Annotated in this window: 19 protein-coding genes; 13 read left to right on the top strand and 6 right to left on the bottom strand. The window is 34.8% G+C overall.

The annotated features are described in order from the left end of the window. Positions 1-123 precede the first annotated feature (123 nt). Positions 124-1,356 carry a M16 family metallopeptidase gene (locus VB264_RS07975; protein ID WP_323248400.1) on the bottom strand — a complete coding sequence of 411 codons (1,233 nt, stop codon included), beginning with the start codon at positions 1,354-1,356 and terminating at the stop codon, positions 124-126. A 296-nt stretch (positions 1,357-1,652) separates the two neighbouring features. Here VB264_RS07975 and VB264_RS07970 point away from each other — a divergent pair, with 296 nt between their 5' ends. Continuing rightward, the gene (locus VB264_RS07970; RefSeq protein WP_323248278.1) at positions 1,653-2,780 is read left to right on the top strand and encodes a glycosyltransferase family 4 protein; all 1,128 of its coding nucleotides are present in this window, start codon (positions 1,653-1,655) and stop codon (positions 2,778-2,780) included. Positions 2,781-2,801: 21 nt separating this feature from the next. Beyond that, positions 2,802-3,449, top strand: coding sequence for an O-methyltransferase (locus VB264_RS07965; protein WP_323248276.1), 648 nt, complete (start codon positions 2,802-2,804; stop codon positions 3,447-3,449). Positions 3,450-3,634: 185 nt separating this feature from the next. On the opposite strand, the gene VB264_RS07960 is transcribed toward VB264_RS07965, so the two are convergent. Beyond that, complete coding sequence (locus VB264_RS07960; RefSeq protein WP_323248274.1) at positions 3,635-5,977, bottom strand: LysM peptidoglycan-binding domain-containing protein; 2,343 nt, start codon at positions 5,975-5,977, stop codon at positions 3,635-3,637. Between the two features lie 329 nt (positions 5,978-6,306). On the opposite strand from VB264_RS07960, the gene VB264_RS07955 reads away from it, so the two are divergent. Both VB264_RS07955 and VB264_RS07950 read left to right on the top strand, forming a co-directional pair. Continuing rightward, positions 6,307-6,879, top strand: a complete 573-nt coding sequence (locus VB264_RS07955) for a DUF3109 family protein (protein WP_309924323.1) — start codon at positions 6,307-6,309, stop codon at positions 6,877-6,879. 1 nt (position 6,880) lies between these two features. Further along, positions 6,881-7,201: an MGMT family protein gene (locus tag VB264_RS07950; RefSeq protein WP_323248272.1), complete on the top strand. Its 321-nt coding sequence runs from the start codon at positions 6,881-6,883 to the stop codon at positions 7,199-7,201. A 38-nt stretch (positions 7,202-7,239) separates the two neighbouring features. Here the strand turns inward: VB264_RS07950 and VB264_RS07945 are convergent, their stop codons facing one another. Further along, positions 7,240-7,827, bottom strand: a complete 588-nt coding sequence (locus tag VB264_RS07945; protein WP_323248270.1) for a lipocalin family protein — start codon at positions 7,825-7,827, stop codon at positions 7,240-7,242. 537 nt (positions 7,828-8,364) lie between these two features. Here VB264_RS07945 and rlmB point away from each other — a divergent pair. Further along, entirely contained in the window at positions 8,365-9,150 is a 786-nt protein-coding gene (rlmB, locus tag VB264_RS07940; RefSeq protein ID WP_309924313.1) for a 23S rRNA (guanosine(2251)-2'-O)-methyltransferase RlmB, read from the top strand. Between the two features lie 857 nt (positions 9,151-10,007). Here the strand turns inward: rlmB and pth are convergent. Further along, positions 10,008-10,568 carry an aminoacyl-tRNA hydrolase gene (pth, locus tag VB264_RS07935; protein ID WP_323248268.1) on the bottom strand — a complete coding sequence of 187 codons (561 nt, stop codon included), beginning with the start codon at positions 10,566-10,568 and terminating at the stop codon, positions 10,008-10,010. Between the two features lie 90 nt (positions 10,569-10,658). Between pth and VB264_RS07930 the strand changes: the two genes are divergently transcribed. The 3 genes from VB264_RS07930 to VB264_RS07920 all read left to right on the top strand — a co-directional run bounded on the left by VB264_RS07930 (position 10,659) and on the right by VB264_RS07920 (position 14,374). Continuing rightward, entirely contained in the window at positions 10,659-12,737 is a 2,079-nt protein-coding gene (locus VB264_RS07930; RefSeq protein WP_323248266.1) for an OmpA family protein, read from the top strand. Between the two features lie 79 nt (positions 12,738-12,816). Beyond that, positions 12,817-13,581: an NIPSNAP family protein gene (locus tag VB264_RS07925; RefSeq protein ID WP_323248264.1), complete on the top strand. Its 765-nt coding sequence runs from the start codon at positions 12,817-12,819 to the stop codon at positions 13,579-13,581. 31 nt (positions 13,582-13,612) lie between these two features. Continuing rightward, positions 13,613-14,374, top strand: coding sequence for an SDR family NAD(P)-dependent oxidoreductase (locus VB264_RS07920; protein WP_323248262.1), 762 nt, complete (start codon positions 13,613-13,615; stop codon positions 14,372-14,374). 389 nt (positions 14,375-14,763) lie between these two features. Here VB264_RS07920 and metG read toward each other — a convergent pair whose 3' ends face one another. Then, a complete protein-coding gene (gene metG, locus VB264_RS07915) occupies positions 14,764-16,797 on the bottom strand; it encodes a methionine--tRNA ligase (RefSeq protein ID WP_323248259.1) in 2,034 nt (677 codons plus the stop codon). Positions 16,798-17,357: 560 nt separating this feature from the next. Next, positions 17,358-18,968 carry a beta-N-acetylhexosaminidase gene (locus VB264_RS07910; protein ID WP_323248257.1) on the bottom strand — a complete coding sequence of 537 codons (1,611 nt, stop codon included), beginning with the start codon at positions 18,966-18,968 and terminating at the stop codon, positions 17,358-17,360. A gap of 209 nt (positions 18,969-19,177) precedes the next feature. Here VB264_RS07910 and VB264_RS07905 point away from each other — a divergent pair, with 209 nt between their 5' ends. The 5 genes from VB264_RS07905 (at position 19,178) to VB264_RS07885 (ending at position 26,626) form a co-directional block, all read left to right on the top strand. Beyond that, positions 19,178-19,543: a VanZ family protein gene (locus VB264_RS07905; RefSeq protein ID WP_323248255.1), complete on the top strand. Its 366-nt coding sequence runs from the start codon at positions 19,178-19,180 to the stop codon at positions 19,541-19,543. Between the two features lie 151 nt (positions 19,544-19,694). Continuing rightward, positions 19,695-20,351 (top strand): RNA polymerase sigma-70 factor, encoded by a 657-nt coding sequence (locus tag VB264_RS07900; RefSeq protein ID WP_323248253.1) that lies wholly within the window; start codon positions 19,695-19,697, stop codon positions 20,349-20,351. Positions 20,352-20,386: 35 nt separating this feature from the next. Beyond that, entirely contained in the window at positions 20,387-21,412 is a 1,026-nt protein-coding gene (locus VB264_RS07895) for a FecR family protein (protein WP_323248251.1), read from the top strand. A 311-nt stretch (positions 21,413-21,723) separates the two neighbouring features. After that, positions 21,724-25,068: a SusC/RagA family TonB-linked outer membrane protein gene (locus VB264_RS07890; protein WP_323248250.1), complete on the top strand. Its 3,345-nt coding sequence runs from the start codon at positions 21,724-21,726 to the stop codon at positions 25,066-25,068. 13 nt (positions 25,069-25,081) lie between these two features. After that, positions 25,082-26,626, top strand: coding sequence for a RagB/SusD family nutrient uptake outer membrane protein (locus VB264_RS07885; protein ID WP_323248248.1), 1,545 nt, complete (start codon positions 25,082-25,084; stop codon positions 26,624-26,626). The last annotated feature ends 51 nt before the right edge of the window (positions 26,627-26,677 follow it).

The raw sequence follows: 26,677 nt of genomic DNA, 5'->3' as shown, positions 1-26,677 counted from the left end.
TTTAGAATAGCTTGTTCCAAAATTTACTCAACGTAGCGATGCTATGCTTCCCAAATTTTGAAAAAATCAATTCAAAAATACAATACTTTCACCCGAAACGGAAAGTTTAAACAGCTTCATTAATTACTCTGGCAAAAAGGTTAAATAGCTCAAGTCTTTTTCTTGAAACATTTCGTTGGCTAAATCTTGTAATTGATTAGCCGATACTTTCTTTATTTGCTCAAATAAATAATCAAGACTATCTATTCTATCAATATCTAAGAGACTTTTGGCCATCATCAGCATGAAACTCATATTACCTTCTTCCGACATCGCCATTTGCCCCATTAACTGGTCTTTGGTATTTTGTAATTGCGTTTTTGTTAAGGTAATATCTCTCAACTTTTTCAACTCTTTCAAAATCAAATCGTTGACTTTATTCAATCGCTTTACTTCGGTAGCAAAATAAATCCCCCAATACCCCGTATCAATAAAAGGCGTGTAGCCAGCATCAATGGCATACACCAAACCATTGCGTTCGCGAACAGCCAGATTCAACCTTGAATTCATCCCAAACCCTCCTAATAAATTGACTAACATAAAGAAGGGTAATCGCTTATCGTCAGCCAGAGCAAATGATGTTCGTCCGATGGCAACATGGGCTTGCGTAATACTTCTTGTGATGCTGATATTCTGAGGTTTATAATCCGCTGGGGGAATCCTGATTAAATTAGAAGATTTAGCAGGGATATCTTTTAAAAACTTCTCAACCAACTGTATCACTTTTTTAAAAGGCAAATTACCGATAGACGAAAAAATAACGCGTTCAGTATCCAAGTTTTCAGCGATAAAGTCGAATAAATCTTTTTTATTGAAATTTGAAACGCTTTCCTGATTTCCCAAGGTGTTTTTTCCCAATTGATGATTAGCAAAGACAATTTCATCAAAATCATCTTGGATAGCATCTTCTGGTGAGTCATAATACATCGCCATTTCTTCTAAAATAACGCCACGCTCACGCTCCACTTGTTTATCTGGAAAACTAGCATTAAAGGTAATATCTGCTAATAATTCTAATGCACGTTCATAATGAGGCGTCAGAATAGAAGCATGAAAACAGATTTTCTCTTTCGTAGTATAGGCATTCAACTCTCCACCAACTATTTCTAATCGGTTGATAATCTGTAATGACGTACGCTTTTTAGTACCTTTAAAAGCCATGTGTTCCCAAAAGTGAGCCAAGCCTTGTTGATGAGTTTTCTCATCACGGCTCCCCATATCCAACATGATTCCAATGTGTGAAATTGCTGTATGCGTTACTTGTCGATGTACTACTCTAATGCCATTCGATAATCTATATTCTTGTATTTCTAACATGCGTATCATTTACGAGCAATTTTACAAATAATATATTGCTCGTTTTTTATAAAATATAATCTAATTTAAATACAAAGTTAAGTAATTTTAAGCCTTGTTATATCATAAAACAAATAGTGTTAAAATATTCGTTCATAGTATGGTATGCTAGTGAGATATAGCTATTATTTACGAAACAAATCATTCTCATTTTTATTTAACCCAATTCAAGGTAATTTTGTGCAGAAATCTATGAAATTTATTTTCATTTGATTCAAAAGTTAAAACAAATCACTATCCACCAATTATTTAATAAAATGAAAATCGGTTTCGATGCCAAAAGAGCTTTCAACAATAATACGGGTTTAGGAAATTATAGCCGATTTATCATTGATGCTTTATTAAAATATAACGCTGAAAATACTTATTTTGCCTACACGCCTAAGGTAAGCACAGCCCCCTTTACTGAAAAATACCTGACGACGCCCTCTCTTAATTTCACTATCAGAATGCCGACTTTCAAAAAAATGAAGTCTTTCTGGAGAAGTTTTTTGATTACGACTGACTTAAAAAAAGATGGTATCGAAGTGTTTCATGGGCTTAGTAATGAACTACCTATTGGTTTAAAAAGGAACAATATCAAGGCTATCGTAACCATCCACGACTTAATCTTTGAGCGTTATCCCAATTTATACCCCGCCTTTGATAGGTTTATTTACAAATTAAAATTCAAGAAAGCTTGTCAATATGCAGATTTGGTTATCGCTGTTAGTGAACAAACCAAACGGGATATTATTGAATACTATCAAATTAATCCAGAAAAGATTGCCGTAGTCTATCAAGATTCGGATAATGTTTTCAAGGAAAAGCTTAGTGAGGAAGATATTGAAGCAGGTAAAGCTAAATACAATATTTATAAAAAATACCTCCTCTGTGTAGCTACTATTACCGAACGAAAAAACCAGTTGTTACTCCTAAAGGCATTTCATAAATTACATCTTTCAGACTATGAATTAATATTGGTAGGAGGAAAATCAGCCTATCAACAACAACTTGAGGATTATATTTCGGAACATTCACTTACTAATGTCAAAATATTTAACAAAGTTCCTTTTGCAGACTTACCAGCTTTGTACCAAGGCGCATCCCTCTTTGTTTATCCTTCGGTGTTCGAAGGCTTTGGTATTCCTATCTTAGAAGCCCTACATTCGGGGATTCCTGTCATTGGGGCAACGGGTTCATGCTTGGAAGAGGCGGGCGGGAAAGGTGCTTTATATGCAAACCCCGAAGATGTAAACGATTTGTCGAGCAAGATTCTGCAAGTTTTATCCAACAAAACAATGCAGAAACAAATGGTTTTAGATGGACAACAACATATCGCCCAATTTTCTGCTGAAAACATCGCCTTGCAATTACAATCACTTTATCAGCGTGTTTTATCATAACAATCTTTTAAAATTATTACAATGGACTTTTTACCTAAAAATATCAATGATTATTCGGAAAACCATACTTCTTCAGAAAGTGAATTATTAGCCAATCTCAACAGAGAAACACACGCTAAAATTCTTCAATCTAGAATGCTTTCAGGGCATTTACAGGGACGAGTTTTATCGATGTTTTCCCATATGATGCAAGCTAAAACTATCTTAGAGATTGGTACTTATACAGGTTATTCTGCATTATGTTTGGCTGAAGGATTAGTTGAGGGTGGAAAAATTATTACGATTGATATCAATGAAGAATTGGAGAGTTTTACAAAACAATTTTTCTTAGCCTCTGACTATGCAGCAAAAATAGATTATAGAATTGGGGATGCCGCTGAAATCATTCCGATGCTTGATGAAACATTTGACCTTGTCTTTATTGATGCTGATAAAATGAGCTATCAAAAATATTATGATTTGGTATTTGATAAAGTACGAAAGGGTGGTTATATCATCTCTGATAATGTACTTTGGAGTGGTAAGGTCGCTAACATTGAGCCTAATAAAAAGATTGACAAGGATACCCAAAACTTGTTGGATTTCAACAAGATGTGTCATGAAGACCCAAGAACTGAAAACATCCTGATGCCTATTAGAGATGGATTGATGGTTTGTAGGAAGAAATGAGAAGACTTTAGGACTAAAGGACTTTAGGATTTTTAGACTTAAGACGCTAGACAAAAGATGTGCTTGCAGATTATATCTTATGTCTAACATCTTAAAGTACACCGTGTTAAAGTCTAACGTCTCAAAGTTTTATATCTAGCGTCTTAAAGTCCAGAGTCCTAAAGTCCTCCAGTCCTAAAGTCTCCTCACTTCTTAATTAATATCCTCTGCCCTACGCTTACTGAGAAATTCTTGAGATTATTCCATTTAACAATTTGCTCTACAGTAACACCATATATTTGTGAAACCTTGAATACAGTTTCCCCTACTTTCATGATATGGTATATATTATTTTCACTAGGTTTCACTACATTTTTAATAGGCTTAGGCATAACAGTTTCGTAATCACTCGTTTCAACCAATTTGCCACTATTTTTAGAAAACCATAATTGCTGGTTGATTTCTACAGTATTAGTAGTTAAATCATTCCATGCTCTAAGGTCAGCCACAGTAACTCCATGTAGTTTAGCGATGCTAAAAAGCGTCTCGCCAGCATTTACAGTATGGATATTTCTAGAAGCACTCTTAATAGCTTCCATATTTTTTCGGTCAACTTCTTCTTTTGTAATTATTTTAGGCATTTCCGCCTTAGCATTTGCTGGATCATCTTTTGACAGGACTTTACCAGGACTATTGATAATAGTTGGTATTTTATCGGTCGTTTCTTTAACCTTTACATCAACAACTTTCTCATCCTTTTTACCATCCAATTTCTTTTCACTTTCATAAGCTCCAGAAATGGGTGTACTCCTCACCTTATACACTTTGATAACTTGTCCTACACGTAGTTTTTCATCAAGCCTTAAATCATTCAAGGTTAAAAGTTCACCTATCTTCATATCATATAGTTGGGCTATTGAGAAATAGGTATCTTTTGCCAATACTGTATGATTTTTCAATTCTTTAGTTACTATTTTTTCTTCTATAATAATTTTCGGTGGCCCCGCTGGATCAGTAAAAACTGGTCTTGTTTTATCACTGACTTGAGTATTATCTTTTGCTACAGGCACTGTACTCTCTTTGGTAGTAACTCTATTATCAATTACTCCCGACCCTGAAGGCTTATTATCTTTTATGGGAACTTCAGTTGGCTTCACCTCCTTTGGTTTATCGAGAATTATGACAGACTTAGTAGTATCTACTTGTTTGGGAGGCGTCGAGATGATAACTGTTTTTTCAACAGGGTTTACTTTAGGCATCTCCACATATTGAATCGGTGTATCTGGCCTTGTATCAATCAACCATAATAATCTTCCTCTTTGTAAACGCTGTAAGGAAGCTATTCTATTTTTTGCCATTAAATCTTCCAAATAAATGCCATACATCTGTGAAATAGCCCAAAGTGTTTCAGTATCCTGAACAGTATGATAAGCCACCATTGCTTTGTGGTCTTTTTTCTTTAGGTAATACACTTCGTTAGGAATAATTCTGCTATCAATATCCAAGTCGTTATATTTCAAAAATCTATGTAAATTAATATCAGCTCGGTTTGCTATACTTTCTGGCGTATCCCCTTCGATAGCCATTATTCCTTTCTTACCGTTAATCTCAAAATAAATAGGTTCAGTTTTACTATTCCCTTGGGTGAGGCGCACCAATACAGGAAAACCTAAATCATTCGTACTATTTTTATTGCCATCGTTCTTCGGATTGGCATTATTCTGACTCATTTCTTTATACTTCTGCAAAGTCATCGGTACATAGACAATATAGTCTTTGTCTTTAGGTACTGTTGAACTTTTTAACCAAACATTATTCACTGCTATCACCGAAGGAGCTACCGATAATTCATTCGCTATTTCAGTAATGCTCTTGCCTCTACTATTACTGTATTCATATAAAAAGTCACTTTTAGCATTATTTTTCACTTTGTTGTATTCAATCTCTAATAGATAACGATGAGCCAAAAAACGAAGTAAATACCAATCTGTAGTGTTTGTAACCGTAATTTCTTTTTTATTTGCCCAGTCTGTAGCAGGATGGTTTTTGATAGCCCCTTGTCCAATACGGTAAGAAAGTACGGTAGTCATCCAATTGTTTAACAACGAATTGCTTCTGTTCAGATAAATAGCGGCTGCTTTGGTAGATGCCGCAAGATGTTTTCTTTCATCCACGATTCCATCTACCCTCAAGCCTATTTCTTTAGCTGTTTCGCTTTTAAACTGCCAGTAGCCAACTGCTCCAGAAATCGAAATAGCATCTGGATCAAAAACACTTTCTTGCACACACAAATACTTTATTTCATCGGGAATGCCAGCATCTGCTAAAATCTTTTCTATGACTGGAAAATGTAGTGCCATTTTATCCACCAGTACATCAAGGTATTTACGATTGTTGTTCAAACTCTGTATTTCTTTTTCAATAATACCCTTAGCATAACTATCATATTTTACATTGATAGCACCAACTTTAATACTACGAGGCAAAGACTGAGCTCTAGATAAAGTATAAGAAAAAAGCATTAAAACCACCAAAAAATACTTGTTCATAATTTAGAAATTCTAAGAGAAATAAAATGAAAAGAGTAAGCTTTCATCCTATTTACCACATAATTAATTTATTTTCTTGAGTTGTAATCTAATAAAGATTAATAGCTTATAATTAAAATAATGAAGATAAAAAATTTACCTAAAGTAACATTAAACCTTCAATATTTTATTATCTCAATAAAGATATGAAAAAATACCTTTTCCTAAATTAGGGGAGTATGAACGGTTAATTATGCAAATTTCGGTCATTACATTAAATTTTACTGTAATTTTGCATTATCTAAGGTGCTAAATGCATCCCAAGATATAAACGAAAATAAAAATTTATTATGATATTGATAGAAGACACCGTCATTAGCGACGACATTATCGAAAAGTTCTTCGTTTGTGATCTTATCAAATGTAAGGGTGCTTGTTGTGTGGAAGGTGACCTAGGAGCTCCGCTAAATGATGATGAGCTATCTATTATGAATCAGGTTTATCAGGAAGTAAAGCCTTATCTCTCGCAAGAAGGAATTAAAACGATTGAAGAAGAAGGCATTTATGTAAAAGATTGGGAAGGTGATTATTCAACACCTGTAATCAAAGGCAGGGAATGTGCCTATGCTATTTACGATGATAGAAATACCTTGAAGTGTGGGATAGAACAGGCTTATTTTGATGGAAAAATTACTTGGCGAAAACCAATTTCTTGTCACTTATACCCTATCAGAATAACTAAGTACGAGCATTATGAAGCCCTGAACTACGACCGTTGGCACATTTGTTCTGATGCTTGTTCTCATGGCGAACAACTGGGCGTTGAGCTTTATAAGTTTTTGAAAGAACCATTAATCAGAAAATATGGTGAAGCTTGGTATCAAGAGCTTCTGAACGAAGCAAGAGACAGGGAACAGCTATAAGATGAAAAACAATTTTGAGGACATCTATGAAGTAGTCAAGCTGATTCCATTCGGCAGAGTAAGCTCTTATGGCGCTATCGCAGAATACTTGGGTGGAAAGGGTGGTGCCAGAATGGTTGGCTGGGCAATGAATGCTTCTCATACTGACGATTCAATACCAGCGCATAGAGTGGTAAATCGTAATGGAGTATTAACTGGCAAAGCTTTCTTTGGTGGCAACAAAATGCAAGAATTACTTGAAGCAGAAGGAATCATTGTGAAAAACGATAAGATTCAACATTTTAAAGAACTCTTCTGGTCTCCTACAAACGAATTATTATAAAAAAAGAGCCATTTCTCATGTGAAAAATGGCTCTTTTTTTAGCTTCTCGGCATCATCCGATAGGTTACATTTACTTTCTGGGTATCTTCATCCACAATTCCAGCATAAAAGCCAGCAAAGACAACCGCAGTTTGAATATCAATTTGACTTAAGTCTTGAATATTCCATTTTACTTTTTTGGCATCAATGGCAAGATGTAAATCCAAATGGTTTTTATCAGTCGTAACGATATCCCATTGTATTTCTTCTCCATCTTCAAAAGACATCAATAGTTTGGAATCATCATCCTTCAATGTCCAAGTACCATGGTGAATTTTACCAGCGCCATCCGTATAATCTACTTCTTCATCACTTGTTAATCTGAAAGCCTCTTTTGAATAATCATGTAAATTAGCGGCTACTCCTCGTTCGTATAATACATTTCTACGAGCATCAGCTTGGTAATTCACTACATTTATTATCCAACTTTTAGCTAACATTTCTGTAAGTAAAGCATTGCTTTTGTGGGGTAGTACTGCTTGTTGAATTTCGTGTGAAAGGCTACTCTGTTGCTGTTTCACCTTACAAGCATAAAGTACTGAACCCAGTAAAAGAACGGTTACTGTTAATTTAATCAATTTTTTCATATCCTTGATTTGGGATTTAAGTAAACCTCTTTTGGCTTACGTGAACAATAATTAAAGAGCGACTCGAAAAAAAAAGACGAAACTTTAACAAAAAAAATAATGTTTGATTATTTAAGTAATTAGGATTTTTCTGTGGAAATTGTTTCCTGGTATTTATCAGGATAATGAAATAATGATAAGTAAGCTACTGAATTACAGTAGTTAAAGAAAGGATTATATTAATGTGAATTCAAAGAACGATTTTGTATATTTCCACAAATACAATGCAAAGATAAAACTTTTTTTTGGAAAAATACTACCGTTTAATAAATAAGCAAAGCCACGGATAGGTTCAGGGCACAGGCAGAAACTTATTTTTTGGTCGTAAAAATGCTTAAAAAGCTTTATCCGAAACTGTACTTATTTACGTAAAAAAAGAGTCACTTATTGTGTTTCTTTATCAAAAATTAAAAATAGAATGAAAAGTTTCCGAACTTTACAAAAAATAAGAGAAACTATCGTTCGATAAGAATTAATAATCAATTAAATACAACAACAATGGAAAACCATTCAGATGGACAAAAAAAGCCCTTCAAATATTTCAACCAAGCAAAACCTGAAAATAAAGATATAGTATTTGGTATTCAATCAGTTTTAGAAACGATTCGTTCTGGGAAAGAAATTGACAAACTATTGGTCCAAAGAGAATTAGGCAGTTTAGAAGTATTAGAGTTTGCGCGTTTGAAAGGAATTCCTGTTCAAAAAGTACCAAGTGAAAAACTAGATAGAATTACGCGTAAAAATCACCAAGGCGTTATTGCCTTTGTTTCGGCTATTAATTATGCTAAACTTGAAAATATAGTAGCAGATGTGTATGAGAAAGGTGAAGTACCCTTAATTTTAGTATTAGATAGAATTACAGATGTAAGAAACTTCGGAGCGATTGCTCGTACTGCCGAATGTACTGGGGTGCATGCTATCGTTATTCCAACAAAAGGTGCTGCTCAGATTAATGCTGATGCGATGAAAACATCATCTGGTGCATTAAACTTTTTACCTGTTTGCAGAGAAGAAAATTTATTTCATACCGTAAGGTATTTACAAAATTCTGGTATTCAAGTAGTGGCTTGTTCTGAAAAGGTATCAAAAAATATTTATGATATTGATTTTTCTGTTCCTACAGCCATCATCATGGGGTCTGAGGAGGATGGTATTTCAGATGATTTAATGCGCTCGGTAGATGAATTGGCTACGATTCCTTTAGTAGGGCGTGTGGGTTCTTTAAATGTATCCGTAGCAACAGGAGTAATTCTTTATGAAGCTATCCGTAAGCGTTTGGGATAAACTAAGCTTCAGAAACAACATAAGAGTAAATCAAAAAGCCCTTTGTATCATCTACAAAGGGCTTTTTGCATAAAAAAAGGACACAACCAATGGCTATATCCTTTATTGTCTTACCTCTAAACCTATTTAACTATGAAAAATAACTGCACTTTAAATGTAAAAAATTAGTAGAATACTACTCAATCTCACTCACTACCTTGATTCTCTAATTGTTTTTTAAAAAGAGGCGTCTCCAAAAGAAACGCCCTTTCCCGTCTTACCTCTAAACCTATTTAACTATGAAAAATAACTATTCAAATCAATAAACTAAGTTTTTTCAACTTTTTATTCAACCTCACAAAAAACTTAGCTTTTTTAAAAAGTGGCGCCTCTAAAAGAAACGCCCTTTCCATCTTACCTCTAAACCTATTTAACTATGAAAAATTTTTAATTATATGTACTAATTGTTGCTATCTAATTTAATCTTATAAGCAACTAATAATTTTCTTATTGAAGGATAATCTGTTAACCAGCTTTATCATTGTCTTGTTATTACTACTACAAATTTTCTGCCAAAAAAGTTTCTTTTTGAAATTATTTTTAAAAATTAATAAAAAAATAATTCGTGGTTTTGTACAAAGACTCTTTTTTATAAATAACGTTGCAAAGTTGTGCAATATTATATAAATATACAAATATCATTGCCTATTACTTACACAAATTTTAGTAGTAACTACCTAAAAATCAATCAAAAAACACTTAATAGCAAAACAAAAATAAAAATAATCAGAATATTATTCTGCATGCATAATAAAAACATTGCAAATATTTTGTTGTAAATTATTTTAATTTATTTTCAAAATATTAGAATAATACAACTACTGGTTGAACGAGTTCATCGTCTTATCTATTCCCTGTAAACAAAAACTAAAAATAATGTCTATAGCACGATCTAGATGCTCTGGCAATTCAGCAAACTGACTTCCATCAAATTTTCCTAAAACATATTCTACTTGTCTTCCTTTACCAAAATCATCTCCAACGCCAAATCTTAAACGACCGTATTGTGAACTACCCAATACCTCCTCAATATTTCTCAATCCGTTGTGTCCTCCGTGCGAACCTTTACTTTTTGTTCTTAGTTTGCCGTAAGGCAAAGCGATATCATCAGTGATGATTAAAACATTCTCTTTTTCAATTTTCAACTCCTTCATCCAATAATTAACTGCCTTTCCACTTAAATTCATATAGGTGGTGGGCTTTATTAAATGAATTTGTTTCCCTTTGTGTTTTATTTCGGTGTGATAGGCCAATCGCTCCATCGAAAATTTCGCATCTACACTCGCCGCAAGCTTATCTAACACCATAAAACCAACATTATGTCTTGTAAGCAAATATTCTGGTCCAATATTTCCGAGACCAACAATTAGGTATTTCATCTGTAAAATATATTTGAAATTAACTTTGTATTCTTTTTTTCATGAATCAATCATCAAAATTAAGTAATTTTGTATAGTATGTATCCAATCATGAAAAACAAAGCTACTATTAGGATAAGTCCAGCCCTCCTCGCATTAACATTATGCTTGATAAAGGAATCCGCCTTTTCGAAAGCCCCAAGCACTTATCCTACTCTGTTAAATTCAACTAATTTATTGACATCGACAGATATAAATGGAATTAATTATAAATACTCAATTTCAAAGAATTATTTACCTAACTTATTAAGTAATAAAAATCGTGCCTATCCTTTAATATCTACGGATTTTATTGAAAAAAAGTTAATAGATACACTAAAAAATAATTTAACAAAAACACAATTACCTCAAAATCAGACAAATAAGTCAAATATTCAACTTAAAAATATTACAATAAATTTCACTGCTATCAATAAAGCTACAAAAGAAAGTATTCTTGCAGACTTTATAGTTAGTTCTGAAAGAACGGGAGAGGTTTTTAAGGGAAGCACTGACAATAAGAACCCTTTTTTCTCTTTTTCATTATCGCAACAAGACAACTTGTCAGTAGTGGTACGCGCTGATGGCTATGCTGATGCTCATTCTAATATCTCGATCAAGGACTTTACTACCACAACGCATCATGATTTTGCTATCCCTCTAGTCTTTGAACGTTATCCGCTATCTATTAAAGTATTGGATGCAGATACCAAAGAGTCTATCAAAAATGCGCAAGTGAAAATTGTTGATTTGGATGCCTCCGAAATTAAGAATGCTTCAAAAAAGACAAATTCTGAGGAATATGCTGCCAATTTAAAACTTTCAAGCAAGTATGAGTTTATCATCAATGCCGAAGATTATATTGAACTAAAAGAGAAAGTAGTAAAAGCCCCTCAGGGAAATTCTGTCAACTTTTTATTGTATAAAAATAGCCTTCCTGTAAATTTTGAGGTGGTAGATGCCGAAACAGAAAAGCCCATCAAATCATTTATTAATATCAAACTTGAGCGATTAAAAAGGAATATAGTATTTAGAAATGAAGCCAAAGCAAGTGTTAGGGTAACAACTCAAGAGATTTTTACGATTGAAACTGCCGCCGAACACTATATTGCGAAGCAAAGTACTTTTAACATGGCAGATTTTAACCCTACCAAGAAATATAATTACACCATTCGATTAGAAAAAAGCTTGGTACACTTAACCATTAAAGCAAAAAATAAACTCAACGGTGAAGTAGTTATTGCTGACAAAGTAGAAGTAGTAAATCTTAGTAATAAAGCAAATCATCCCAAAATAGAACGACTAAAAAATGGAGATGCTTTAGTAAGCTTGGCTCCTGGCGATACTTATCAGTTAGAAATCAATACAAACGGGTTTGAAAAGTATCAACAGGAGTTATCTAAAATTAAACAAACCGACTTAGAGTGTTTTTTAATGCCTAAACAAAAAATCAAGGGCTTAGTATTATCGGCAATTGATTCTACAAGTGGGAAAGTATTGCGTGCCACTTTTAAGGTGACGGGTAACAAAACGAAAAAATCATTCACTGTAAATACTTCTGATGATATTTCAGAATATTACTTAGCTTTAGTGGACAAAGACCTTTATCAGATTGAGACCTTTGCGAAAGACTATGAGCTGAAAGTAGAACAAGTAAAATATGCGTCTTCTAAAAAAGCCGTTTTCTATACTGTTTTATTAAAAAAGGTACCTTCGTTAAATAATTCAAAAAATACCCCTCCTCCTAGCATGGCTACCGCCAAAGCCCCTATTGAAAGTTCTAAAATTAAAGATTTGGCGAATATAGCAATTGGGCAAGCAATTACCCTTGATAATGTGTATTTTGAACAAAGTAGTTTTGTTTTGCAGTCTATTTCCTACGAAGAGCTGAACAAGATAGCTGAACTATTGAAGAGTGCCCCACAGGTCAAGATTGAAATTAGTGGACATACTGATAATATTGGAGATACAAGACTAAACCTTGCTCTTTCGGAAAACCGAGCACGAGTCGTCTATAATTACTTAGTAAGTAAAGGAATTGAAGAACGGAGATTGTATTACAAAGGTTATGGAAGCAACAGACCTCTTTTCCCGAATGATTCAGAAGAAAACAAAAAGAGAAATAGACGAGTAGAACTAACAATTTTATAAGTTTTAGTAACTTACTCATGCTATGCATCTTTAAAATTCATAAATTACAGGATATAAAAATTAACCATTTAAAAAAACTATGAAAAGCCCAATTTTAGCCTTCCTTGTATGTTTATTGACAAGTTTTTCGATATTAGCTATCAACAAAACTGACGATGCTAACAGCCATGTTTATGAATTAAGAGTATATTATGCAAGTGAGGGCAAATTTGATGTTCTGATGAATAGGTTTAAAGAACATACTTTACACTATTTTAAAAAACATAAAATGCGCTTAGAAGGCTTTTGGTTGCCTTTGGATAATAAAGACAATAAAATGGTCTATGTGTTATCGTATCCATCACGTGAAGCCCGTGAAAAATCATGGAAAGACTTTTCAAACGATAAAGGTTGGATAAAAGTAGCGAAAGAAACGAATGCCAACGGTGAAATAGTAGCCAAAGTAGAAAGTACTTTCTTGAAAACTACTGATTTTTCACCAAACAATTTAAAAAGTGTGGGTGACAGAGTGTTTGAATTGAGAACCTACAAAACTACCCCCAATAATTTATCGGGTTTGTTAGAAAGATTCAGAAACCATACCCTAAAATTGTTTGAAAGACATGGTATGACTAATATTATTTACTGGACACCAACTGACAAAGAACAGGGAGCCGACAACACATTAATTTACTTTTTAGCTCATAAAAGCCAAGAAGCTGGCATAGCCTCATTTAAGTCCTTCAGAGATGACCCTGAATGGATAGCGGTTCGCAAAGCATCAGAAGAAAAGGGAGGAGGCTCTCTAACGGTAACTGTTACTTCTGAGTATTTAAGCCCTGTACCGTTTTCTCCGCTAAAATAATTAGCGTATTTCTTCATTAAAATAGACAAACATGCCCAAATTAGCCCTTATTACTGGCGCAAGCTCTGGTATTGGTAAAGCAACTGCCGAAGCGTTTGCTGAATTAGGAATCAATTTAATTATATGTGGAAGGCGTATTGAAAAGCTTGAAGCTTTAAAAGAAAGTCTTTCAGGAAAAGTTGACGTACAAATACTAACTTTTGATGTAAGAGACAAAGAGCAAGTAGAAAATGCGTTGAACTCGCTTTCAGAAACAGCCAAGAATATAGATATTTTAGTGAACAATGCTGGCAATGCGCATGGGATGGGGCCTATTCAAGATGGTTCAACAGACGACTGGGATGCCATGATTGATAGCAATGTAAAAGGCTTACTATACGTTTCGAGGGTAATTATGCCTTGGATGAAAGCTAGAAAGCAAGGACACATCATCAATCTAAGCTCTATTGCAGGCAAAAGTACTTATCCAAACGGAAATGTATATTGTGCTTCTAAAGCGGCAGTAGAGGCCATCTCTGAAGGGATGCGTCTCGACTTAAATCCATTTGGTATTAAAGTAACCAACGTAGCGCCGGGGGCTGTTGAAACTGAATTTTCAATGGTTCGTTTTAAAGGAGATGAACAAAAAGCAGATGCTATTTATAAAGGGTTTGAACCCTTAAAGGCCGAAGACATTGCTGATATTATTGCCTTTGCTGTGACTCGACCTCCGCATGTAGTAATGGCAGACATCACTCTGTTTCCAGTAGCTCAAGCATCGGCAACTGTTATCAATCGTGAGGCTTTAAAATAGAAATTATCATTTTGATACATTAAAAAGTGAATACTTAGTATAGAAAAATGTCTGTATATACATCATTTTCCAAGTTTCATCACTTAAAATGCTTTTTTGTCAAAAAATAGTAAAAATTCATGGGACATTTAATGTTTAAATAACCAGAATTTAGCTTATATTTGTATTAATTTTCATAGTTAAATAGGTTTAGAGGTTAAACAGATAAGGGCGGGGGTTTCTCCTGTCCTTATTTTATTTTTAAGTATTTCTCAAATTTAAAATAAATTTAAGGAAGATTAAGTGAGTATATTTCTCTATTAATTTACAATACTATACTTAACCCCTCTTCAAAAAAATAGCCCCGATTCAAGAATCGAGGCTAGTAATACTAAGGTATAAATTTGGGGTTAGGCTACTGTCCCTCCATCCCAAACTTTTTTACTAGGTTGAACAAAAGCCAAAGAACCATCTTTGTCTTCTGCCATCAGAATCATTCCTTCAGATTCCATCCCCATCATTTTTCTAGGTGCAAGGTTTGCTAAAAAGCTTACTTGCTGACCAATGATGTTTTCTGGTTGAAAATGTTCACCGATACCACTCAAAATAGTTCTTTGTTTGATACCATCTTCAATTTTCAATTTCAATAACTTTTTACTTTTAGCTACTTTCTCTGCTTCAATGATGGTACCGATACGAATATCCATTTTGGCAAAATCATCATATTGAATTTCTTCTTTCAAGGGTGTTACTTCTTTACCTGCTAAAAGATTCTGTTGTTTAGCATCTTCTAATTTTTGCACTTGCGCTGCTACCGTGGCATCTTCTACTTTCTCAAACAAAAGACCTACGTTTGTTACAGCTTGTCCTTCCGCCAATAAATCTGCACGGCCAGCTTCACTCCAACCGAAGGCTTCGGTATTTAAAATCGTACGAATTTTCTCAGCAGTGAATGGTAAGAAAGGTTCAGCTACAATAGAAAGATTGGCTGCAATCTGTAAACCAATATTCAAGATAGTACCTGTACGTTCAACATCTGTTTTAATGACTTTCCAAGGTTCTGTATCTGCCAAGTATTTGTTTCCTAAACGCGCTACATCCATCATCAAAGCCAAGGCTTCACGGAAACGAAAATTAGCGATAGAGTCACCAATTTTAGCAGGCATATCTGCTAAAGTAGCCAATACTTGTTTATCGTAATCGTTCAACGCTCCTTGCTTAGGTACTTTACTTTCAAAATTCTTTTCGGTAAGTACTACTGCACGGTTGATGAAATTCCCAAAAATACCTACTAATTCAGAATTATTACGAATTTGGAAATCGCTCCAAGTAAAATCTGAATCTTTGGTTTCAGGGGCAGACGCTGCCAACACATAACGTAGAATATCTTGTTTACCTTCAAACTCACGCAAATATTCATGTAACCAAACTGCCCAGTTGCGTGATGTCGAGATTTTATCGCCTTCCAGATTCATAAATTCATTCGCAGGAACATTGTCTGCTAAAATGAATCTACCATCAGCCATACACATAGCAGGGAAAATCAAACAGTGGAATACGATATTATCTTTCCCAATAAAATGCACCAGACGAGTATCTTCGTCTTTCCAATATTTCTCCCAATCTTCTGTCAATTCCTTGGTCATGGAAATATAACCTATCGGGGCATCAAACCAAACGTACATTACTTTACCTTCAGTATCGGGCAGTGGTACTTTAATACCCCAATCCAAGTCACGAGTCATGGCACGTGGCTTTAAACCATCGTTTAACCACGACTTTACTTGTCCCATTACGTTGGTTTTCCATTCTGGATGACTTTCAACATACTTTTCCAAAGCAGGTTGCATTACATCCAAAGGCAAATACCAGTTTTTGGTTTCTTTCATGACGGGTTTTTCACCACTTAATGCCGAACGTGGATTGATTAATTCTGTAGGCGATAGCGTTGAACCACAACGTTCACATTGGTCACCATAAGCATTTTCGTTCCCACATTTAGGACAGGTACCAATGATATAACGGTCAGCTAAAAAAGTCTGTGCCTTTTCATCATAATACTGTTCTGTAGTTTCCTCAACGAACTGCCCTTTATCATAGATATTTTTAAAAATATCTTGCGACATATCATGGTGTACTTTGTTGGATGTCCTAGAATAAATATCGAACGAAATCCCAAATTCTTCGAATGAATCTTTGATGATTCCATAGTATTTATCTACTACTTCCTGCGGAGTAACGCCTTCTTTTTTGGCTTTAATTGTAATAGGGACTCCATGCTCATCTGTTCCCGAAATAAACTTTACGTCTTGACCAGTAGCACGTAAATAACGCACATAAATATCTGCTGGCAGATAACAACCAGCGATGTGTCCGATATGAATAGGACCGTTAGCATAAATCAACGCTGCTGTAACGGTGGTTCTTTTGAATAGTTTGCTCATAAAATTTGTATCGAGTGAACTAAAACGTTCATTGCCGTTTTATAATATTATAAAACTTTAAATAAGAGTAATTGCAAAAATAGCTTGTTTGCTAAATAGTATTTTTCTTTAGAAAGACCTTACTTTTCTTGTCTTGACACAAGAAAAGTAACAAAAGAAAGTCAAGAAATTCTGAAACTCGCTTCGCTCAAACAGCAGAATTTCATCAAATGCTAACGCCAGATTAATCTAAAACATTGGTTTATAGATTTTTAAAAAATAAACGTACAATAAATATCTATATTTATCATTTAAGTTCGCAAAGTTATAAAAATAGCAATGGGCGTACTAATTTTAGCGAGCGGATTTTGGATGTGAATAAGAGCTTTCGCGCTTCAGCTATCGGCTATCATTTCAAATCGATTTGCAAAAATAAATCCGATTGTTAAAAGCCAAGGCTAATAACAATCGGATTGGTAATAATCTATGATAAATAAAATTGGATAATATACTCTCTATTATAGTTTTCTAATCAAAAATCTAAACGTCAAAGCCGACATCTGAAATCCGATGACCAAAAGCTATTTCGTACTCAAGAACCCTTTAGCATAATTTACTTTTAGTTTACCAAGGCGTTCAACGTGTGTTTTCAAACGTTTTGTAAAGTCAGCATAATTTTTTGAAGCACTTGGCGACCATGCGACTTCTGCTACAGCGCAAGCTCTTGGGAAAACCATATATTCAATATAATTAGATGTTTCCATGTACTCCGTCCAAACATTTGCCTGAATACCCAAAATAAACTTTTGTTGTTCGGCTGTCAGTTCTTTTGGTGCTGGTTCATAACTATATACTTTTTCTAATGGCAAGAAACCACCAATCGCTAAAGGCTCTGTTTTAGGGTCAGCCTGATAGTGATCTAAGTATAAATAAGAGCCTGGCGTCATAATTACATCATGATTTTCTTTAGCAGCTGCAATCCCACCTTCTTCGCCTCTCCAAGACATTACCGTAGCATTTGGCGACAAACCACCTTCCAGAATTTCATCCCAACCAATCATCTTTCTACCTTTTGAAGTAATGAATTTATCAATTCTACGGATGAAATAACTTTGTAATTCATGCTCATCTTTCAAGCCTTCACGTTTCATTAAATCCTGACAAAAACGGCTTTCTTTCCATTGTTCTTTAGGGCATTCATCACCCCCGATGTGAATATACTGACCCGGAAATAATGCCATTACTTCTGTAAGCACATTTTCTAAGAAAGTAAAAGTTTCTTCTCTTGGTGCAAAAACATCTTCAGAAACACCCCAAGTGGTGTGTACCTGATAAATTTTATCTGGGTTACAGCCTAATTCTGGATAAGCAGCCAAAGCAGCTTGTGCATGACCTGGCATTTCAATTTCAGGCACTATGTTAACATACTTAGTTTTTGCATAAGCTACTACTTCTTTTATTTCCTCTTGTGTATAAAATCCGCCATAAGGTTTACCATCATATTTACCAGAACCATAACGACCGACTATCGTTTGTTTTCTAATCGAACCAATTTGTGTTAGTTTAGGGTATTTTTTAATTTCAATTCTCCAGCCTTGGTCTTCTGTTAAGTGCCAGTGGAATGTATTAAATTTGTGCAAAGCAATTAAATCAATGTATTTTTTCACAAAAGAAACTGGGAAAAAATGACGACCTACATCTAAGTGCAATCCACGGTAAACATAACGTGGCGCATCTTCAATAGTACAATTCGGAATAGCTAATTTTATTCCTTCAACTTTTGCTTCACTGAAAACTTGTGTTGGTAATAATTGTAATAAAGTTTGTACTCCATAGAATGCACCTTTAGCTGTTTTTGCTGCAATGATTACCTGTTTCGAGCTAGCCTTTAAAGTATATGCTTCATCTCCCAATTGCTCATTTTTCACGAACTGTATAGCTGAACTAGCCAATCCTTTTTCTTTAACAATAACTTTTTTACTAGAACCAGATACTAGATTCAACTGTTCATTCAAGAGGTTTGCTACATCTTTAAATTCAGAGGTAGAAACGATAGTAGTGGTCTTTTCCCATACAAACTCGCCAGTGAGCGGAGTAAGTTTCTGAGGAACTGGAATGATATTGTACTGATTTTGACTACGTGCTACAAATGAGCTAATAAGTAACGATAAACAAAAAAATAGTTTTTTCATGATTAAATTAAGGAAAATAGTAAAGTGTTACAGAAGTGTCAAAAGTAAGGTAAAAAAAGTCAATTTTAAAATTTCCTATAGGGTAAAACATAAATATTTTTTCATAAAATGTAACATATTTCCGTTTTACTAAAAATAAACCCGTTTTTTGAAAATATTTAGTAATAATCCTAAAACATAGCAAACAATAGTTTTTTGTAAATTTGTGCATGAAAACTATTACAACACTCCTGCATTATAAAGCATTGCCCATAATCTGGTCAATCATCATTTTAATACTTTGCTCGTTACCAAGTAAAAACATCCCGACAGATGTTGTAATGGTAAATGATAAAGCGAACCATTTCGTAGCTTTTGCTGGTTTTACTTTTTTCTGGATTTTCCCTACTAAACAATCTTGGAAAATAATTCTTGTAGCCATTGCTTATGGAATTATCATTGAGTTTTGGCAAGCTATTTTACCAAAAGAATTTAATAGAAGTTTTGATTGGTACGACGTAGTGGCTGATGGAATTGGCGGAATTATTGGATATTTTATTTGGCTGATTTTCAATAAATTAAGCACTATAAAATGATATATTTGAAGAATATTAATTTTTTTTTGAATTTAACTAAGGGTATCTGCCCTTTTTTTTGTCTATGCTCTTAATTGAATTATTTTAATAGAATATTATACATTTAAAATACACTTCATCAACAATCTCAAGGAAATTTCCTTTTAAAATTATGCTCGAAAATATATCATCTGAATCAACAAATAATTTTCTCAAAACTCAGGCTTTTCAAGCACCTGAGACTGGGGAAATTATGGATGATGAATTCTTTATCAAACAAACTTTCAAGCAAGACCCTAAAAAGGGGTTTGAGTTGCTATACAATCGTTATTACAAGCCTCTTTGTAGCCATGCTGTAAGGTTTGTTTATTCAAAAGATGTGGCGGAGGATATTATTGCAGAAATCTTTTACAACATCTGGAAAAACCAAGTTTTCTTACACATCACTACTTCTTTCCGTGCCTATTTGTTTACGGCCGTTAGAAATCGTTGTTTTTTATATTTACAACAAGAACAAGGCAATAAATCTTTTGCCTTTGATAATTCCGATTTACAGTTTCCAGAGTCGAACGTCTCGCCAGACCAAATGCTCTTTTATGATGACTTGCAAAAACAAATCGAGCAAGCCATCTCCCAATTACCGCCACAATGCCAAAAAGTATTTTTGATGAACCGTTTTGAAGGCAAAAAGTACAAAGAAATTGCTGATGAACTACAATTGGCAACGAAGACCATTGAGGCACATATCAACAAAGCGCTTGTACATTTAAGAGATGTTGTCCTGAATAATCCTTCATTATTCGGACTGATTCTGACATTTTTTATCTAAGAGCCTCAAACACTACCTTACAAATCATCAACGATATGACGACGCTTAGCAAAAATATGTTATTTGAACACTTCGCAGGAAGAACGAGTCCTTTGCAAAAGAAAATGATTGCAGATTGGCTTAACAACCCTGAAAATAAAGAGGTGTATTATAAATGGTTGGAAGAATACGAAAACGAATACCCACAAATACTGGCTGATAAAGACAAGGCTAAGGCATTTTTTTTTCAAAAAATATATAGTGAATCAGACATTGATGTTCAAGAAGCTTTAGAAAGCCAATATGATGCGATAGAAGAAAAAAGTATCTGGCAAATGGCTTGGTTTAAATGGACAAGTGCTGCCGTGATTCTAATGTTTTCGGGCTTGGCTTTGTATTTCCAACGTGACCATCTGATTTATCAAGTGTATCAAACTGCTTATGGCGAAACGCAATCTATTAGCTTGCCTGATGGCAGTAATGTTACATTGAATGCGAATTCAACCTTAAAATTAAAGCGATTTAGTTTTAAAAATGAGGCTACCAGAGAAGTATTTTTAGACGGAGAAGCTGAGTTTTCGGTAAAACATACCATTAATAATCAGAAGTTTATCGTAAAGACTTCTCAAAAATTAGAAGTAGAAGTACTAGGAACAGAATTTAGTGTTTTTGCTAGAAATCGTGGTTCAAAAGTAGTTTTGAGCAAAGGTAAAGTAAAGGTAAATTTTTTGAATGGCACTGAAAAACGTTTTATTATGATGAAGCCTGGCGACTTGGTGTCATTAGATAAAATGGGGAAGTCGGAAATCAAGGCTGTAAAAAATGTAAATTCTTATACTGCTTGGAAAGTTCACCGCTTTGTTTTTGATGATACTTCTCTGGAAGAAATCTCTTATCAAATCGCTGAAATGTTTGGTGTACAAATTAAAATGAACTCGCAAGAATTAGCGAATCGTACGGTAACAGGCACTTTTAGTGCGGACAAGGCTGATGATTTAATCTCTATTCTACAAGAATTACTCAATTTACAATATCAGAAAAATAGCGACGGAACGGTGGTGCTTTCTGAGATTGATGAGTGAAGGGAGATTGGAGGATTTTAGGACTGGAGGACTTTAGGACTAGAAGATTTTAGACGCTAGATTTTAGACTGAAAGACTATTAAAATATAAAAATCAGCGAAAATCAGCGTATTAAATCTCCATAAATCAGCGGGTAAAAAAAGACAAAAGATTTAAAAGAATTTTAAAAGAACATAAACAAAAATCAAAAATATTGAATTGTGGATTAGATAAAAAAATAATCACTAAATCACAATTCCCAACTCACTAAATCACAACTAAAAAACAGTCTTACAAAAGTAATTTCCATTAACCAACATTTTTAAAAACACATGAAAAAACGAGTATTTCGATTAGTGATAATCGGAGGAATGGTAACTGCATTTAGTTACCTACCCCATCCGTTATCTGCGCAAGCTTTGGCATACGCCCAAAACAAGCCTAAAGTTGAAAGAAGCCCTGAGACTTCGTCAACAATGAAACTACGTGATGCTATTCTTTCTCTAAAGAATCAATTTAATGTTGATATTCTTTTTGAAGAAAAAACACTTTCGGGCATTTCCGTTCTGCAAGAAAATGTACGTACTAGTAAAAGTCTGGAGCAATCATTGGAAGCTTTATTAGCACCAAATGGTTTAGCTTTCAAAAAAGTTCGCAAAAATACTTACTTGATTTTTGGAAAAAAGTCAGAGGGCAGTACGCAGACAAAAATCGCTTCAAATGAAAAAAATCTATCTTCTAATATGGAAGGGAATGATTTAAAAGAGAACAATTCCATTTCTGAAGTAAACCTATCTGCTACGGCCGAACAAACAGTTACAGGCAAAGTAGCAGATGACAAAGGTAGTCCGCTTCCCGGGGCGTCTGTAGCCATTAAAGGTACAACCAGAGGTGTAACCACTAATACGAATGGAGAGTTTAGTATCACCGTTCCAAACGAGCAAGCTGTTTTGGTAGTAAGTTTTATCGGTTTTTTACCCCAAGAAATCACCGTTGGCAACAAAACAGCTATCAATGTTACCTTGAAAGAAGACTTAAAAACATTGACAGAAGTAGTGGTAGTGGGTTATGGTAGTCAAAAGAAAAAGGATTTAACAGGTTCAATCACCAGCATTACTTCTGCTGATTTTGTAAAAGGGAACATTGCTACTCCTGAACAATTAATTACAGGTAAATTAGCAGGTGTACAAATTACATCCAACGGTGGAGCACCCGGTTCAGCCAGTCAGATTCGTATTCGTGGAGGTTCCTCTCTAAGTGCTAGTAACGACCCATTGATTGTAATTGATGGAGTACCGTTAGACAATGCCGAAGTAAAAGGATCAGCCAACCCATTGAGTTTTATCAATCCAAACGATATTGAATCATTCAACGTATTGAAAGATGCGTCAGCTACTGCTATTTATGGTTCACGTGCGTCAAATGGTGTAATTATCATCACTACCAAAAAGGGAACGAAGAAAGATAAATTCAATGTGAATTTCAGTTCGATGTTCTCTGCGGGGGTAAAAACTAAAAATGTAGACGTACTTTCAGCTGACCAATTCAGAGAAGTGGTGAATGCTAGAGGTACGGAATCTCAGAAAGCTTTACTAGGAACAGCCAATACTAACTGGCAAGACTTAATCTATCGAACTGCCTTGAGCAACGATAATAATTTAAGTATTACAGGGGTTTTGAAGGATATTCCTTACCGCGTTTCAGTGGGTCATACTAATCAAAATGGTATTTTATTGACTTCTGGTTTAGAAAGAACATCTGGTTCATTTGGTATCAGCCCGATGTTGTTCAATAACAGCTTGAAGATTGATGTAAACGTAAAAGCCTCTTCAACAAAAAGCAATTTCGCTGATGAAGGTGCAATCGGTTCGGCGATTGGCTTTGACCCTACCCAACCTGCTTATGTTGAAAATCAAAAGTACGGTGGCTATTTTAACTGGTTAGAAAGCAATGGTAATATTGTGTCGTTGGCACCTTCTAACCCATTGTCTTTATTAAATTTGAAAAGTAATAAAGCTACGGTAAATCGTATCATTGCCAACATCCAGTTTGACTATAAATTCCCATTCTTACCAGCATTAAAAGCTAACTGGAACTTAGGCGTAGACCGCTCGAATACGGATGGTAAAGAATCGGCATCAAACTTGGTGTCAGCCAACTTATATACTAATAGAGGTTCGACAGGATATTATACGCAGAGTCGTAATAATTTCACTAACCAGTTTTATTTAAACTATGTGAAAGAGTTTACAAACCAGACTGTCAACGTAATGGCAGGGGTTGAAAACCAAGGTTTTGTAAGAGAAGAAGAAAATGGTACAACATTCGGAAACCCTGATGTAACAAGCACGAAATCATATTTCAAAACGGATTATGCCTTGTTATCATACTTCGGTCGTTTGAATTATGCTTTGGCTAACAAGTATTTAGCAACGTTTACACTTCGTCGTGATGGTTCATCTCGTTTTGCGGAAAATAACCGTTGGGGTACATTCCCGTCGGCTGCTTTGGCTTGGAAAATCAATAACGAATTTAAAGACAGCCAGACTTTTACAGACTTAAAACTTCGTTTAGGCTGGGGTATTACGGGTCAGCAAGATATTTCTTCGGGCGACTATCCATACTTAAATGCTTATACGCCAAGTCAGGGTATTCAATATCAATTGGGTAATACTTTTTATACCCTGCTACGCCCGAATGCTTATGACCCTAATATCAAATGGGAACAAACAGAATCTACTAACATTGGGGTAGATTTTGGCTTGAAAAAATCACGTCTTTCTGGTAGCATTGATTTATACAAAAAAGTTACTTCTGATTTGATTAACGAAATTGATGTAGCGGCTGGAACCAACTTTAGTAATAAAGTAGTGACCAACGTAGGCTCATTAGAAACGAAAGGGATTGAAGTAATTTTAAACTATACGCCTGTTTTGACGGAGAATTTCAATTGGGATATTAGTGCCAACTTTACTTATAATCAAAGAAAAATCACTGCTTTGACTAAAGTGGATAACCCTAGTTATGTAGGTGTATTAGTAGGTGGCATTGAAGGCGGTACAGGAAATACCATACAAGTACACTCTACTGGTTATGTGCCAAATGCTTTCTTTGTTTACAAACAAGTATACGATGCTAACGGCAAACCATTAGAAGGCGTTTTTGAAGATTTAAACGGAGATGGTAAAATCACTGATTTAGACCGTTATCGTTATAAAGGAGCTGCGCCAAACTATTTATTTGGCTTTACATCGCAGATGACCTACAAAAAAGCAAGCTTTGGATTTGTGCTACGTTCGAATGTGGGCAATTATGCTTACAATAACATTTTCTCAAACAGAGGTATCTATTCTAACCTTTTCAACACTGGTTTCAATAGCAATTTATCTACCAATGTGTTAGAAACTGGCTTTAAGACAGGTACGGTAGAAACCCGTATGTCTGATTATTACATTCAAAATGCTTCATTCTTGAGAATGGATAATATCAACTTAGGCTACAATTTAAGTGATATTATCAAAATCAAAAATGTAAGAGCGCAATTATCATTTATTGTACAAAATGTATTTGTTATTACAAATTACAAAGGATTGGATCCAGAATTAAGAGACGGAATTGGCAACCAAGTATATCCAAGACCGCGTACTTATTCTTTGGGCTTAAATGTTAATTTTTAATTAGAAAATCATCATGAAACATATATTTAAAAACGTATTAACCGCAGCAATTCTTTGTTTTTCATTGAATTCTTGCAAAGAGTTGGATACTGTGCCGTATGTAGGACAGGTATCAGAATTAGTATATAAAGACCCTGCTAACTATAAACTTATCTTAGCTAAGATGTACGCTGGACTAGCAGCATCAGGGTTGAAAAATGGCGATAACGATGTTGATTTAAAAGGATATGACGGCGGTTCGCAAAGTTATATGCGTGCCTATTGGTATTTACAGGAATTTACGACCGACGAATTGGTTTGTAGATGGAATGACCCAGGCGTACCTGATTTACATGCGATGAACTGGACAGCAGCCAACTCTTTTTCTGCTGCATTCTATTCTCGTATTTTGTTTCAAGTAGCCGTTTCTAATGAATTCTTGCGTGAAACTACAGAGGCTAAATTGAGTAGCCGTGGCGTAACTAATACGCAAGATATTAAGAACTACCGTGCTGAAGCTCGTTTCCTTCGTGCGTTGGCTTATTCTCATGCGATTGATTTGTACGGCAACGTACCATTGATTACCGAAAACGAGCAAGTAGGTGCTACGTTACCAAAACAAGCTACCCGAGCTGAATTGTTTGCATATTTGGAATCAGAATTATTGGCTTTGGATGCCGAATTGCCTGCCCCAAAAACCAACGAATATGGTAGAGCCGACAAAGCTGCTGCATGGATGACCCTAGCAAAATTATATTTGAATGCTGAAGTATATATTGGTCAAAAGAAATATACAGAGGCTGCTGCTATTGCCAAAAAAGTAATTGATGCTGGTTATACGCTTGCTAGTAATTACAGAACTAATTTCTTGGCAGATAATAATACGTCTAAAGAGATTATTTTCAGTATCAATTTTGATGGTAACGAAACCCAAACTTATGGCGTAACTACTTTGGCGATTAATGGTTCGATAGGTGGAGCAATGAATCCTGCTGACTATGGTACCGAGCAAAAATGGGCTGGTTTCCGTACTACCAAACAATTGGTGAATCTATTTGATGACAAAGCTGATAAGAGAGCGCTTTTCTACACAAATGGACAACAATTAGAAATCGATGAGTTCAGTACTTTTGAAAATGGTTATGCGGTAGTGAAGTTTTCAAACTTAACAAGTACAGGTGTAAAAGGTAAAAATGCATTATATGCAGATACAGATTTTCCATTATTTCGCTTGGCAGATGCTTATTTAATGTATGCAGAGGCTGTTACGCGTGGAGGAACGGGCGATAATTCATTGGCATTAAATTTAGTAAACGAGCTTCGTAAACGTGCTGGTGCAGGGAATCTTTCAACATTGACAATAAATGACTTATTGAATGAAAGAGGTCGTGAACTATTCTGGGAAGGACATCGTCGTACAGATTTAATTCGTTTTGGAAAATTCACTTCTGGGTATAACTGGGCATGGAAAGGTGGTGTAAAAGAAGGTAAAGATGTAGAGGCTTTCCGTACTCTATTCCCTTTGGCTTCTGGCGATATTATTGCCAACCCAACTTTAAAGCAAAATACTGGATATTAAAAAGCTATAAGCAGTAGGCTTTTACAGTACTAGCATACAGCCTATAGCCTA

The organism is Arcicella aquatica (assembly GCF_034928825.1).
GTDB classification, from domain to species: Bacteria; Bacteroidota; Bacteroidia; order Cytophagales; family Spirosomataceae; genus Arcicella; species Arcicella aquatica.
The sequence above is the reverse complement of the archived record's forward strand: the minus strand, read 5'-3'. Positions and strand labels throughout refer to the sequence as shown.

What these genes read in the sequence shown, in the direction of transcription:
- VB264_RS07975 (WP_323248400.1), bottom strand. Translation starts at nt 1,356, where the DNA reads ATGTTAGAAATACAAGAATATAGATTATCGAATGGCATTAGAGTAGTA.
- VB264_RS07970 (WP_323248278.1), top strand. Translation starts at nt 1,653, where the DNA reads ATGAAAATCGGTTTCGATGCCAAAAGAGCTTTCAACAATAATACGGGT.
- VB264_RS07965 (WP_323248276.1), top strand. Translation starts at nt 2,802, where the DNA reads ATGGACTTTTTACCTAAAAATATCAATGATTATTCGGAAAACCATACT.
- VB264_RS07960 (WP_323248274.1), bottom strand. Translation starts at nt 5,977, where the DNA reads ATGAACAAGTATTTTTTGGTGGTTTTAATGCTTTTTTCTTATACTTTA.
- VB264_RS07955 (WP_309924323.1), top strand. Translation starts at nt 6,307, where the DNA reads ATGATATTGATAGAAGACACCGTCATTAGCGACGACATTATCGAAAAG.
- VB264_RS07950 (WP_323248272.1), top strand. Translation starts at nt 6,881, where the DNA reads ATGAAAAACAATTTTGAGGACATCTATGAAGTAGTCAAGCTGATTCCA.
- VB264_RS07945 (WP_323248270.1), bottom strand. Translation starts at nt 7,827, where the DNA reads ATGAAAAAATTGATTAAATTAACAGTAACCGTTCTTTTACTGGGTTCA.
- rlmB (WP_309924313.1), top strand. Translation starts at nt 8,365, where the DNA reads ATGGAAAACCATTCAGATGGACAAAAAAAGCCCTTCAAATATTTCAAC.
- pth (WP_323248268.1), bottom strand. Translation starts at nt 10,568, where the DNA reads ATGAAATACCTAATTGTTGGTCTCGGAAATATTGGACCAGAATATTTG.
- VB264_RS07930 (WP_323248266.1), top strand. Translation starts at nt 10,659, where the DNA reads ATGAAAAACAAAGCTACTATTAGGATAAGTCCAGCCCTCCTCGCATTA.
- VB264_RS07925 (WP_323248264.1), top strand. Translation starts at nt 12,817, where the DNA reads ATGAAAAGCCCAATTTTAGCCTTCCTTGTATGTTTATTGACAAGTTTT.
- VB264_RS07920 (WP_323248262.1), top strand. Translation starts at nt 13,613, where the DNA reads ATGCCCAAATTAGCCCTTATTACTGGCGCAAGCTCTGGTATTGGTAAA.
- metG (WP_323248259.1), bottom strand. Translation starts at nt 16,797, where the DNA reads ATGAGCAAACTATTCAAAAGAACCACCGTTACAGCAGCGTTGATTTAT.
- VB264_RS07910 (WP_323248257.1), bottom strand. Translation starts at nt 18,968, where the DNA reads ATGAAAAAACTATTTTTTTGTTTATCGTTACTTATTAGCTCATTTGTA.
- VB264_RS07905 (WP_323248255.1), top strand. Translation starts at nt 19,178, where the DNA reads ATGAAAACTATTACAACACTCCTGCATTATAAAGCATTGCCCATAATC.
- VB264_RS07900 (WP_323248253.1), top strand. Translation starts at nt 19,695, where the DNA reads ATGCTCGAAAATATATCATCTGAATCAACAAATAATTTTCTCAAAACT.
- VB264_RS07895 (WP_323248251.1), top strand. Translation starts at nt 20,387, where the DNA reads ATGACGACGCTTAGCAAAAATATGTTATTTGAACACTTCGCAGGAAGA.
- VB264_RS07890 (WP_323248250.1), top strand. Translation starts at nt 21,724, where the DNA reads ATGAAAAAACGAGTATTTCGATTAGTGATAATCGGAGGAATGGTAACT.
- VB264_RS07885 (WP_323248248.1), top strand. Translation starts at nt 25,082, where the DNA reads ATGAAACATATATTTAAAAACGTATTAACCGCAGCAATTCTTTGTTTT.